The organism is Bacillus sp. FJAT-22090, assembly GCF_007676755.1.
In the GTDB taxonomy this organism is placed as follows: Bacteria; Bacillota; Bacilli; order Bacillales_A; family Planococcaceae; genus Psychrobacillus.
The window spans coordinates 40,635-53,581 of sequence record NZ_VEBK01000001.1; the positions used below are offsets into that span (position 1 = coordinate 40,635).

General features: G+C 36.2%; 16 protein-coding genes. All 16 read right to left on the reverse strand.

The genetic code is table 11. The features are described from left to right. Window positions 1–2: 2 nt before the first annotated feature. Window positions 3–869: a MinD/ParA family protein gene (locus tag FS486_RS00190; RefSeq protein WP_144509239.1), complete on the reverse strand. Its 867-nt coding sequence runs from the start codon at window positions 867–869 to the stop codon at window positions 3–5. Then, window positions 853–1,971 (reverse strand): flagellar biosynthesis GTPase FlhF, encoded by a 1,119-nt coding sequence (flhF, locus tag FS486_RS00195; RefSeq protein WP_144509240.1) that lies wholly within the window; start codon window positions 1,969–1,971, stop codon window positions 853–855. Before flhF ends, FS486_RS00190 begins: the two co-directional genes overlap by 17 nt. Further along, window positions 1,968–4,001, reverse strand: coding sequence for a flagellar biosynthesis protein FlhA (gene flhA, locus FS486_RS00200; RefSeq protein ID WP_144509241.1), 2,034 nt, complete (start codon window positions 3,999–4,001; stop codon window positions 1,968–1,970). Before flhA ends, flhF begins: the two co-directional genes overlap by 4 nt. Before the next feature lie 24 nt (window positions 4,002–4,025). After that, on the reverse strand, window positions 4,026–5,111 hold the full coding sequence (gene flhB, locus FS486_RS00205; protein ID WP_144509242.1) for a flagellar biosynthesis protein FlhB: 1,086 nt from the start codon (window positions 5,109–5,111) through the stop codon (window positions 4,026–4,028). Window position 5,112: 1 nt separating this feature from the next. Then, the gene (fliR, locus tag FS486_RS00210; RefSeq protein ID WP_144509243.1) at window positions 5,113–5,889 is read right to left on the reverse strand and encodes a flagellar biosynthetic protein FliR; all 777 of its coding nucleotides are present in this window, start codon (window positions 5,887–5,889) and stop codon (window positions 5,113–5,115) included. Window positions 5,890–5,893: 4 nt separating this feature from the next. Continuing rightward, entirely contained in the window at window positions 5,894–6,163 is a 270-nt protein-coding gene (fliQ, locus tag FS486_RS00215) for a flagellar biosynthesis protein FliQ (protein WP_144509244.1), read from the reverse strand. A gap of 12 nt (window positions 6,164–6,175) precedes the next feature. Continuing rightward, window positions 6,176–6,841 carry a flagellar type III secretion system pore protein FliP gene (gene fliP / locus FS486_RS00220; protein WP_144509245.1) on the reverse strand — a complete coding sequence of 222 codons (666 nt, stop codon included), beginning with the start codon at window positions 6,839–6,841 and terminating at the stop codon, window positions 6,176–6,178. Beyond that, a complete protein-coding gene (locus FS486_RS00225; protein ID WP_144509246.1) occupies window positions 6,834–7,511 on the reverse strand; it encodes a flagellar biosynthetic protein FliO in 678 nt (225 codons plus the stop codon). Before FS486_RS00225 ends, fliP begins: the two co-directional genes overlap by 8 nt. 4 nt (window positions 7,512–7,515) lie before the next feature. Further along, window positions 7,516–7,878, reverse strand: a complete 363-nt coding sequence (locus FS486_RS00230) for a response regulator (RefSeq protein ID WP_144509247.1) — start codon at window positions 7,876–7,878, stop codon at window positions 7,516–7,518. Window positions 7,879–7,896: 18 nt separating this feature from the next. Next, a complete protein-coding gene (gene fliY / locus FS486_RS00235) occupies window positions 7,897–9,057 on the reverse strand; it encodes a flagellar motor switch phosphatase FliY (protein ID WP_144509678.1) in 1,161 nt (386 codons plus the stop codon). After that, on the reverse strand, window positions 9,050–10,048 hold the full coding sequence (fliM, locus tag FS486_RS00240) for a flagellar motor switch protein FliM (RefSeq protein ID WP_144509248.1): 999 nt from the start codon (window positions 10,046–10,048) through the stop codon (window positions 9,050–9,052). Before fliM ends, fliY begins: the two co-directional genes overlap by 8 nt. A gap of 28 nt (window positions 10,049–10,076) precedes the next feature. Then, a complete protein-coding gene (fliL, locus tag FS486_RS00245; RefSeq protein ID WP_144509249.1) occupies window positions 10,077–10,511 on the reverse strand; it encodes a flagellar basal body-associated protein FliL in 435 nt (144 codons plus the stop codon). Then, window positions 10,501–10,722, reverse strand: coding sequence for a flagellar FlbD family protein (locus FS486_RS00250; protein WP_144509250.1), 222 nt, complete (start codon window positions 10,720–10,722; stop codon window positions 10,501–10,503). The genes fliL and FS486_RS00250 overlap by 11 nt, the downstream gene beginning before the upstream one ends. Before the next feature lie 67 nt (window positions 10,723–10,789). Next, window positions 10,790–11,770 carry a flagellar hook-basal body complex protein gene (locus tag FS486_RS00255; RefSeq protein WP_144509251.1) on the reverse strand — a complete coding sequence of 327 codons (981 nt, stop codon included), beginning with the start codon at window positions 11,768–11,770 and terminating at the stop codon, window positions 10,790–10,792. A gap of 81 nt (window positions 11,771–11,851) precedes the next feature. Continuing rightward, entirely contained in the window at window positions 11,852–12,232 is a 381-nt protein-coding gene (locus FS486_RS00260; protein WP_144509252.1) for a TIGR02530 family flagellar biosynthesis protein, read from the reverse strand. Window positions 12,233–12,251: 19 nt separating this feature from the next. Beyond that, window positions 12,252–12,947 (reverse strand): flagellar hook assembly protein FlgD, encoded by a 696-nt coding sequence (gene flgD, locus FS486_RS00265; RefSeq protein ID WP_144509253.1) that lies wholly within the window; start codon window positions 12,945–12,947, stop codon window positions 12,252–12,254.

A 12,947-nucleotide genomic window follows, 5' to 3' on the forward strand; every position in this document is an offset into this window, starting at 1 on the left:
GTTCATGACCTCCCCGAAAATAGTTTTTTCAATCGAGATATGAATTTGCTTTGTTTTGGAATTGCTTGATCTTCCATTTCAAAATCTGCAAAGCGACTCACGATATGTTTTAACTTTTTCGTAATGGCCGCATTCGGGTATAAAATAGAGAAAGGAACTTGTTCTTTTACTGATTTGCGAACGACTGGATCCTCTGGCAAAGATCCAAGTACAATAATTTCTTTTGATAAAAACTTCGACATGGCAAGTTGTAGTCTGGAAGTAGTATCCTCTCCTTCTTCCTCAGAAAACGCTCGATTGCAAAGTAAAAAGTAGTTTTTATCGGGATCTTTAAAATGGATAAACTTCATCATAGAATATGCATCTGTTATGGAAGTCGGTTCTGCGGTTGTAATAACGATAATCTCGTCGACCGAAACAAGTAAGTCCAATGTTTGTCTAGTGGCACCTGCTCCCATATCAAAAACAATATAATCATAATTTCTTTGTAAATATTCGAACGCTTGGACCAATCGCTCGAACATTTTTTCGTTCCATTCCATCACTCCAGACAAACCAGATCCTCCTGAAATATATCGCAAATTATTAGGACCTTCGAACATTACTTCTTCAATCGATTTTTCTCCAACCAAATAATCTTTTAGATTTGTCGGGACCGTTTTTCCAAGTAATATGTGAATATTCCCCATTCCAATATCCATATCAATAAGTACGACTTTCTTTCCTAACCCGCTTAAAGTAGTAGTGAAATTCATGGAAAAGTTGCTTTTACCTACTCCTCCTTTTCCACTAACTACCGCAATTGATCGACCGAGCCTATTTTGACTTCGAAGCATTTGCATTCTTAATTCTTCAGCTTGATCTCTCATAACGAATCCCCTTTAACAATAAATTGAGTAATTCATTTAGATTAGCTTCCACAATATCCTCCGGGACTTCTTGACCATCCGTATAGTAAGCAAGTCCCTTCTTATATTTAACCATTAAATTAATGATTGAGCCAATAGAATTTGTTTCATCAATTTTTGTAAAGATAAATTTTTCAATAGGAAAATCATTAAATTGTTCAATGATCACTTCCATATCTTTTTGCTTTGATGTAGAAGATAAAACAAGGTATGTTTCAGTATTTTCTTTGAAATCAATTAGTTTTTGTAAATCTTCCACAAATTTAATTTCTTTATAATTTCGACCAGCTGTATCAATAAAGACAATATCTAATTCCTCATATTTACCCATAGCTTCTTGCAAATCTTTTTCGTTATAAACAATTTCTATCGGTGCTTGAAGCAAACCGGCATACGTTTTGAGTTGCTCAATCGCTGCAATTCGATATGTATCTGTCGTTATAAACCCAACTTTTTTCTTTTTTTCCAATACGGCACGTGCGGCCATTTTCGCAATAGTTGTCGTTTTTCCAACTCCGGTCGGTCCTAAAACATTTATATATTTCTTCGTATACGAAACTCCCCCGTATGGTAATGCAGCTAGCAGTGAGGTTAAATAATCTTTTGTAACGTTTAACTGATCATCGTTGGTAAGGGTTCCGTTATTTTTTTTCATATGCGCGAAAAGCTCATCACTAACCGATGTGATAAGCTCTTTTGCTAATTCATGTTCTTTCAAATGATGAATAAGCGCTTCTGTTTCACCTGGATATACAGCATTGGTTTGTGGACGCTGAATCGATTTAACCATTTGCTTTAAGTCTTCCAGTTCTTTTTTTATTTCTAAGGAGGTAGTATCCTCCTCTTGAATATGTTGAAAACTTACTTGTTCAACTGACGCAATTGGATTATCAAAAGCATCCATTCCCGCCAATACTTCAATAGATTTCTTTTTAAACATACCTAAAAAACCTTTGGTATAAACAACTTTAGAATTTAAAATGACTGCTTCTTCACCTAATTCTTTACGAATTTGCTTCATTGCTTCTGGCATTGTATTAGCAGTATATTTTTTCATTTTCAATCTATATTCACCACCCCAACACTTTGTACCTCAATGGAAGATTCTAATTCATTGTAAGAAAGAATTGGTATTTGAGGGAAATACCTTTCTGTCATTTGTCTTAAATACATACGAACTGCAGGAGAGCATAAAATAATAGGAGATTGTTCCATTAAGGATGCTCGTTCTATTTCTCTTGCCATCGTTTCCAAAATTGCTTGCGAATCGTTTGGATCTATAGATAAATAGTTCCCATGTTCTGTTTGTTGAATACTATCAGCTATTAACTTTTCCACTTTTCCAGAAACAGTTAAAACTTTTAAGACATGATTATTTCCTGCATACTGGGTAGTGATTTGTTTTGCTAAAGATTGTCTTGTATATTCTGTTAATATATCGACATCGGAAGTCATTTTTGAATAATCGGCAAGTGTTTCAAAAATAATTGGTAAATTTCGAATCGACACATGCTCACGCAATAAATTCCCTAATACTTTTTGAATTTCACCAACTGTTAAAGGAGTAGGTGTTAGTTCATCAACAAGTATTGGATACGTTTCTCTAATATGATCGATCAGCTGTTTCGTTTCTTGACGCCCTAGTAATTCATGAGCATTATTTCGGATTATCTCCGTCATATGAGTAGAAACAACACTTGGTGGATCAACTACTGTATAGCCAAGTATTTCAGCCTCTTCTTTTACTGATTCTGTAATCCATTTAGCAGGTAGGCCAAATGAAGGTTCAATTGTATCAATTCCTTCAATCGAATCATCGTCACCTGGACTCATGGCTAAATAATGATCAAGTAGCAGTTCTCCTCGAGCCATTTCATTACCCTTAATTTTGATACGATATTCATTCGGTTGTAATTGAATATTATCTCGAATACGAACGACGGGAATTACTACTCCGAGCTCAAGCGCTAACTGTCTACGAATCATTACGACACGATCGAGTAAATCTCCACCTTGTGCGGCGTCCACTAATGGAATAAGTCCATAACCAAACTCAAATTCGATTGGATCTACGTTTAGTAGATTAATAACATTTTCCGGACTTTTCATCGTATCCGTGGCAATTTCTTCTTCGTATTCTTCGATTTCTTCCGGATCTTCTTTGCTATTTCTCGACATCATATAAGCACCTATGGCTAGCGCAATCGCGATTGGAAAAGTAATAAGAGCACCAATTGGTGTAACAATTCCTAAAAGTGCAATGGTAACCGCTGCAACGTACAGTAACTTAGGCTGCGAAAACAACTGACTTGTAATATCAGTTCCTAAATTCCCTTCAGATGCTGCTCTCGTTACAACAATACCTGTTGCAGTAGAGATTAATAGAGCTGGAATTTGAGAGACTAAACCATCCCCAACAGTCAGTGTGGAGAACAATACAGCTGCTTCTCCAAAAGGTAGACCTAATTGTACTACCCCGATAATAATTCCAACTGTTAAATTGATAAGAACGATAATTATCCCAGCAATAGCATCTCCTTTTACGAATTTTGTAGCCCCATCCATGGCACCGTAAAAGTCAGCTTCTCCACTAACTTTTTCACGTCTTTCTCTTGCTTCCTTTTCGGAAATCATACCTGCATTTAAATCCGCATCAATACTCATTTGTTTACCTGGCATCGCATCAAGTGTAAAACGAGCCGCAACTTCGGATACACGCTCCGCTCCCTTTGTAATAACAATGAATTGAATAATTACCAAAATAGCAAATACAACTAAACCTACTAAAATATTACCCCCGGTTACAAACGTCCCAAACGTTTCAACAACTTTACCAGCGTCTCCTTCCGATAAAATTGCTCTCGTAGTGGATACATTCAGACCAAGTCGGAACAAAGTAACGATTAGCAATAAGGGTGGAAATACGGAAAATTGAAGTGCTTCCTGCATATTCATAGAAGTCATTAAAATAAGCAATGCAATGGTAATATTAATGATTATTAAAAAGCTTAATAACCAATGAGGAAGAGGTATTACTAGCATCGCCACAATAGATATTACAGCAGCTAATACAGTTATATCGCGGACTTGCATATACTTCCACCTCAATCTTTGCCTTTAAATTTTTTGTTTAATTCGATATACATAAGCTAGTACTTCTGCAACTGCCTTAAAGAATTCATCTGGAATTCGTTGACCAATTTCCACTTGATCAAACATTGCTCGAGCAAGTGGACGGTTTTCAACCATCACTACATCATTTTCTTTAGCAATTAGCTTGATCTTTTGTGCAACAAAATCAGCACCTTTTGCAACAACTATTGGAGCATCCATGGATTCGTCATCGTATTTAAGCGCGATGGCAAAGTGGGTCGGGTTGGTAATCACCACATCGGCAGTCGGAACTTCCTGCATCATTCGGCGCATGGCCATCTCTCTTTGTCGCTGTCTAATACGCGATTTAATAATTGGATCTCCATCCGAGTTTTTATGTTCATCTTTAATGTCTTGTTTCGACATCTTTAGATTTTTTTCATAGTCGAAACGCTGATAGAAGAAATCCAGAATAGAAATAAATAGCAGCACACAAGAAGCAGCAATCCCCATCATGCCAGTTAACCATCCAACGGTCGATAGCGTATCCCATGCTGTTTTAAATGACAAGGAAAGAACTTGTTCTAGATTCATCCATAAAATAAGCGTAGTTACAGATCCAATAAAAGAAATTTTCAAAATAGATTTCAATAGCTCAATAATTGCCTTTAAAGAAAAAATTCGCTTTAACCCTTTAATCGGATCAATCTTTTTTAAATCAAACTTAAGAGGTTCCGTTGTAAAGAGTAAACCAAATTGAAAAAAGTTAGCAGCTATAGAAGCTAAAACTGCTACTAGCATGATAGGAAGTAAGATTTTGGCCATTTCCATCAGCATATCTTTATAAATTTTAATAGCCGTCTCAATAGTCATTGAATCTATTAACATATATTTTGTAAATGTAACTTCAAAGAATGAAAATATTTCCGTTCGTAGGAAACCTGAAAAGAAAAATAAAAATAGGAAAACTGCTAGTAATACAATTGCACTTGTAACATCTTGGCTTTTTAATACTTGACCCTTTTTTCGCGAGTCTTGTCTTTTTTTAGGTGTCGCTTTTTCTGTTTTTTCCCCAGAGAAAAACTGTAAATCTAATTGGAGTCTGTACATATTAGCCACCGCCTAAAATGATCATTAAGTCTCGCATACTAACGACCATAATTTCAAACATCTTTTGAACTACCGCCATTAATACACCCATCATAACAAAAAGCACTAAAAAACTAACACCTATTTTAATCGGAAAACCGACAACAAAAATATTTAACTGTGGAACTGTTCTCGCAGTAATACCAAGCGCGATATCTACTAAAAATAGAGTTGCTACAATTGGAATAGACATTTGAAATGCTACTGCAAAAACTCCAGCAAAAGTTTTCATTATAAATTCTATAAAGTTTTCTTGACCAAAAGGTGGCCAGGAAAGCTCCATCGGTATAAATTGATAACTATAAAAAATACCGTCCAACAATAAATGATGACCATTCAAAGCAAGCAACAATAGAAGTGCCAGCGTGTTTAAGAACTGGCCTATTAAAGGACTTTGCGCTCCTGTTTGTGGATCAATTACATTCGCAATAGCAAATCCCATTTGGAAGTCAATAAACCCACCTGCAATTTGTATGGCAGACATAATGATATAAGCAAGTAATCCGATAAATAAACCAACGATCACTTCTTTCATAATCAGTAATATATAATCACCATTCACTTCAAATGGCTCAACATCCATTGTGTAATACATCATCCACGAAATAACGACAGCAAATGCAATCCGATGCGTTGCAGGAATCGTACGGTGTGAAAAAAGTGGTAGCGTAACAAAAAATGCAGAAACTCTTGCAATAATAAGTAATAAAATCGTCAATTTTGGTAAAATTTCTTCCATGCCATCAACCAATGTATCGTACTAAATTTTCAAAAATATCGGATGCATAGGAGGTTACATGTGACAACATCCAAGGTCCAAAAAAAACAATTCCAACTAAAACAGCAATAATTTTAGGAACAAATGCAAGTGTTTGTTCTTGAATTTGTGTTGTCGCTTGAAAAATACTTACTGCAAGACCAGTGATTAATGCGATCAATAAAAGAGGACCTGATGTAAGAAGTATGACCCAAATAGCTTGTTCTGCAATCGAAATAACCATTTCATTACTCATTACTATCAGCTCCTAAAAACTTTGTAAAATGGATTTCATGACTAAATACCAACCATCCACTAACACAAACAATAAAATTTTAAATGGTAGTGAGATCATTACTGGCGGTAGCATCATCATACCCATTGACATTAATATACTGGCTACAATCATATCAATTACTAAAAAAGGGATAAAGATCATAAAACCAATTTGAAAAGCGGTTTTAATTTCACTTAATGCAAATGCAGGAACCATTACTGTAAGCGGTATGTCATCTATGCTTTCTGGTCGTTCTGCTTCTGTATACCGTAAAAATAATTCTAAGTCTTTCTGTCTTGTATGCTTGCTCATAAACTCTTTAAATGGTCCACTTGCATTTTCGTATGCTTGTTCTAACGAAATATCCTCGTTGAAAAGTGGAGTTAACGCTTCCTCATTCACTTGTTGAAACGTAGGAGCCATGATAAAAAAAGTTAAAAACAAGGCCAATCCCACAATAACTTGGTTGGGAGGCATTTGTTGTGTCGCCAAGGCAGTACGAACAAACGAAAGAATAATAACAATTCTAGCAAAACTAGTCATTAATATTAAAATGCTTGGTGCCAAAGATAAAACCGTTAGCAATAGCATTAATTTGATTGAAGTAGAGACATTTGACGGATCACTGTCCGAGAAAAACTGGACAAAATCATTCATTTTTTTCGCGCTCCTTTGTCTTCCAATCCTCTAATACATCACTACGGTCTTTTTTAATTTCTCGTAACTTTTTTTGGAATGTTTCGTTAAATGAAAGATCCTTTTTTTCATTACTTTTCGATTTAGAAGATATATTCTCTTTAAAGCGGTTAACGAGTTCAGATATGTATGGAACTGTTTTTCCATTCTCTTGCTTTTCTACGTATATTTTTGTTAACATCTCTATCTCTTCAGGATTCTTTATTTCTTTTAATAATGTGATATCTTCTCCAATACCAACGAGATAGATAGAGTTACCTACTTGTAATAACTGAACAGATTTACCTTGACTTACTCCAACTCCACCTAGATTTTGTATTAGCTGACTACGTTGGAATGTTTTATTTCTGCTATTTACAAACCGTAATAGTGTATAAAGCAACAATACAACAAATAGTAAAGCAAAGATCATTTTAATATAATCCCAAATAGTAACCGATACCCCACTAGATTCATCAACATTAGGTTTCTCATCATCAATAGCAGGGGCGGGTTTTTCTTTTGTATCGGTCTTTGATTTATTGTAATGTTCTTGAATACTTTCATTTGAATCTGTTGCGGCATTTACGTCCATAGCAAACGGTAATAAAAAAAGAGATGTGATACATAAAACGAGGGATAATTTCCTCATTGTATTACCCGAGAGCTTTGGAAATTGCTTCAATTACACGGTCCGCTTGGAAAGGTTTAACGATAAAGTCTTTCGCTCCAGCTTGAATTGCATCAATTACCATCGCTTGTTGACCCATAGCTGAACACATAATAATAGTAGCATTTGAGTCTTTTGCTTTAATTTCTTTCAAGGCAGCAATTCCATCCATTTCAGGCATGGTAATGTCCATTGTTACTAGATCCGGTTTAAGTTCTGCATACTTTTCAATAGCTTGAATCCCATCTGCGGCTTCTCCTACTACTTCAAATCCATTTTTGGACAAAATATCCTTAATCATCATTCTCATAAATGCTGCATCATCAACTATTAAAATTCTTTTCGACATAATATGTCTCCTCCAGTACTATCTTAAATTATGAATACGTTCCGCTTGGCTTAGAATGTCTGTAATACGTACACCAAAGTTTTCATCGATTACAACAACCTCACCTTTAGCAATGTGTCTATTGTTCACTAGAATATCCACTGGCTCACCGGCTAACTTATCCAGTTCAATAATGGACCCGCTAGTAAGTTCTAATATTTCTTTCACAGTTCTTTTAGTACGACCTAATTCTACTGTTACTTGCAGTGGAATATCAAGTAGTAAATTTAAATTTCTTGATTCATTTTGTGATAAACTTGGCGCTTCAAAACTAGCAAATTGTGCTTGCTGCACTTCTACTGGTGGTGCTACAGGACGGGCAGGTTGACTAACTTGCGTTTGTGCTTGTGACGGCACTTGTTGATGCGTTTGTGTTGTTTGTGATTGCGCCTGCGCTGGAGAAGTTTCTACTCTTTCTTCCATGATGGTCGCTGCAGCTTCCTGCTCATCGTCTTCTCCCATTAGTGACTTTACTAATTTCAAGCCAAATTCTAGTGGAAGTAATTGCATAATATTCGAATCAATTAATTCTCCGATCCGTAAACGAAATGAAATCTTAATAAGCATTTCATCATTCGGAATAGCATCTGCTCCTTCATCTGCTAATAAATCCATCAAATCAATAGAAGGAGGAGAAATATCAACCTTTTTATTAAAAACAGTGGACATAGATGTAGCTGCTGAGCCCATCATTTGATTCATTGCTTCCTGAACAGCACTTAGCTGTATTTCACTAAGCTCAGGTTTAGGATCAATCCCATCTCCACCAAGCATCAAATCAGCAATAATTGCAGCATCTGATTGTTTGATCACAAGAAGGTTCATCCCGATTAGCCCAGCTGTATATTGAACTTGTACAGCCACATATGGATGAGGGAATTCCTCCTTTAATCTAGATCGATTAATCATGCTAATACTTGGGGTCGTTATATCAACTTTCTGTCCCAACAAAGAAGACAAAGCAGTCGCCGAACTACCAAATGAGATATTCCCGATTTCACCAAGCGTGTCTTGTGCAAAAGCATCAAGATAATCCTCTACAATGATCACTTCCGTGTTTTCATTATCTTTTTCCTCTTCTAATGTGGTTCCTCTAAGGAGGGCCTCAATTTCTTCTTGGGAGAGCATATCATCACTCATCATCATCCTCTCCTCCTTTCAAAGTTTCAATGACTTGTACAGCCATTCGTTTTTTTAGTTTTCCTGGTTGTGCTTTAAATTTTGGAATATCTCCTACTTTAATCGTTAACGGATTATCTATTTTAGCATTTAATTGGATAACATCACCTAATTGTAAATAAAGCAAATCTTCAACGGAAATATCGGTAGAACCTAATTCTACTATCATCGGAATCTCTGCTGATTTTACCCTTCTTTCAAGCACTTTTAATTGTTCTGGTGACACTTCTTTTTTATTTGTTTGCATCCAATAGCGTACCGATAAGTTTGGTACAATAGGTTCTAAAACAACATGTGGTATACAAATATTAATCATTCCACTCGTTTCACCAACAATTGTGTTAAATGATATAACAACGACTGTTTCATTTGGAGAAATCATTTGTAGAAATTGTGGATTTACCTCAAGCTCTGTCAATATCGGATCTATATCCGCAATGTTAACCCACGCTTCCCGAAGATTATCAAACGAGCGTTCAAATAAGTTCGTCATAATTTTTGTTTCAATTTCGGTCAAGTTATCTGTTTTTGTATGTGCTTCACCTTTACCACCCATTAGTAGATCGAGCATGGAATAAGCAATGTTCGGATTTATCTCCATCAAGATATTCCCTTCGAGCGGCGGGACTTCAAATACATTAATAAGTGTCATATGTGGTACCGATCGAATGAATTCTTCAAACGGAATTTGGTCAACTGACACAACTGAAATTTGTACGTACGATCTTAATTGGGCAGAAAAAAATGTGGTTAACAAACGGGCAAAATTTTCATGGATCCGGGTTAAACTTCGAATCTGATCCTTTGAAAAGCGAAGCGCTCGTTTAAAATCATATACTCTGACTTTTCTAGATTCCTGTTCGCTTTTCATCTCATCTGCTGTCATTTCGCCTGTCGAAAGCGCACTTAACAACGCATCTATTTCTGATTGAGATAATATATCTCCTGCCAATCTGCCCACCTCCATTCCAAATATTACTTTACTGAATTATATAAGAAGTTATATAAACCTGCTGCACTTCTCCTTCATCCATTAACTCATTAATTTTGGCTTTCAACAATGATTGAAAATTCGCTTTGCCTTGCTTACCTTCTAAATCTTCTGGAGTCATTTCAGAAAGCTCTGTAATGACAATATCTTTCACTTGGAAATCACGTTTCGTTAATTCTTCTCCAGCTTTCGTACTATCCGTTTGCACTTTTAACGAAATGCGTATGAATTTATTTGTTGAAAGATTCGTTGTAATTTCGGGTATATCAACGGATGATTCCACTATTTCATCAATAGTCGGGCCGGTTTCTTCCTTATCGCCTTTATTTAACTGAAAAATAAGGAGTAATGCAATAACGCCAACTAAAGTAATGGAAACTAAAATAATAAGCATAATGGTAAGCAGTTTATTTTTACTCTTCATGTTCTTCTCCTCTAATATGGGGGTTCGATAATATATGTATTTCCTTGTAAAATCGAGAAATTTGAGCGTGTACCTCTTCTCTGGATTCCAACGCAACATATTTATGACCGTTTGTTAGTGTTATCGTTGTATCCGGAAAAGATTCAACCGTCTCTATGTATAGAGCATTCAACGAAAACTCTTTGCCGTTCAATCGAGTTAAATTAATCATCTATATAAGGGCCGGGCCATTCTAGGAACGGCCCACCCCTCCCTTACAAAATTATTAGTTTAATAGATTAACGTTTTAAGTTTACAAGTTCTTCCAGTATTTGGTCAGAAGTTGTAATGATACGCGTATTCGCTTGGAACCCACGTTGTGCAACGATCATATCTGTGAATTCTTCAGATAAGTCAACGTTAGACATTTCTAGGAAACCAGAGTTTACAGAACCCATACCCTCATTTGTAGCAGTTTGATTAAATGGAGAACCGGAGTTTGCTGTTTGTTGAAAATAATTTGAACCAGCTTTAGCTAGTCCTCCTGGGTTAGGGAATTTCGAAAGTACTAATTGTCCCGCCCATTTTAAAGTACCTTCCGAATCGACAAATGAAACTGTACCATCCTGACCAACACTCATACTTTGTGCGTTTGTAGGGATTCTAATTGGTGTATATTCTATTGTTCCGGTTGTGGAGGTAACAGGTTTGCCATCGGGAGTGAACCCTGTATTGTCTGTATCTAAATTTCCAGTTACTGTTGTATCTGCTGTTACATCAGATGCATTTGGGTACTCAGTACCTACATCATCGGAAACACCATTCCAAGTAGCTGCAACTCCTACTACATATTTTCCATCCGAATTAACCAAATAGCCATTGTTATCCATATAGAAGTTGCCTGCTCGTGTATATAATGGATTAGTAAATTGACCTGCTCCTGCATTGTCTACGCCTACCCCATCTGCAACAATGAAAAATCCATCTCCAGATATCGCCAAATCTAATGTATTTCCCGTAGATTGCATAGAACCACCAGAGTGAATTGTGTCAATCGCAGCTAACTGAGAACCTAGTCCTACTTGTTTTGCGTTAACTCCACCACGTGTTCCCGTTGCAGCTGATGCCCCGGAAGTCGTTTGTGAAATTAAGTCTTTGAAAATAGTACGTCCTTTTTTAAATCCATACGTATTGACATTGGCGATATTGTTACCGATAACATCCAGTTTGGTTTGGAAGTTTTTTAAACCTGAAATACCTGAGTACATTGAGCGAATCATTTATTTTTTCTCCCTTCAATTTGCGTGCTAGCTTCAATCAGTCCGCTGCACATAGCATCCTTTAACAGGTCCTGCTATTTATTAGTTAAGCACAATTGTGCCATCGATATTTGTAAATAATTGATCTTTCGCTTCCGTGCGATCCATAGCGGTAATCACTGTTGCGTTTTTTGCACTAACGATTAGCGCTGCTTGGTCCATCAATACTAATGAGTCTTTTACACCTTTTGAGCGGGCTTCAAAAACTTTGTCACTCACAAGTTGCCATTCTGCATCCGTTATATGAATATTTCTTTCAGTTAATCGTTGGTTGGCATGTTTACTTACCTTCAATTCAGTTTTTCCAGTAGCTTCATGAAGTTGCTGTAAAAACGATTGTTTAGGTGCAACAACTTGTTTAGGCGTAATCGGTTGACGGATGGTTGTTTGCAGCGGAACACGGTGAAGATTTACGTTATCCATTGCAGTTCTCCGTTCAATTTTATTTAATAGATATTATTTGATCTGAAGTAATAGTTGTTCCATCACTCAAATTAAATACGACTTTTCCATCTTTTTTAGAAACAGATTCAACCTGTGCTGTTTGTCCAGTAGGTGGTTCTGAATTTTCATCAGTTTCACTAGTTGTTTTTTGATCGGTTTCTGCACTCTTCGGTATATAGCTAACCGTTTTGCCTATTAGCATACTAGCTTCCACTAGACTATTGGAATTTGCGCTACCTCCAATAATCTCAGAAATATTACCTGGTGTAATAACTTTACCGTCAGCAAGTGTAAATTCCACACTTCCATTTACAAATTTAATGCCTGTAATTTGACCGGTGCCTTCATTAATAATAGGCTTTTTATTTTCATCTAGTTTATCTGTTACTTCATGCCATTTAACTTCCTTACCGACAAAGCTACTGTACTCAATCATTTGAGATTGCTCTTGTACTGCAGCAAATTCTTTAAAAGCAGTAGCTAGGTTTTGCATTTGCTCTAGAGATGAGAACTGAGCCATCTGGGCTATGAATTCATTGTCTTTCATTGGGTTAGTTGGATCTTGATTTTGTAACTGAGTCATTAGTATTTTCAAGAATGCATCTTTCCCAAGAGCACTACTTCCTGTTTGCTTTTCTACTTTTTTTTGATTTGCCAAGTACATATTATTTGTAATTGGATTCATATCTGCCAT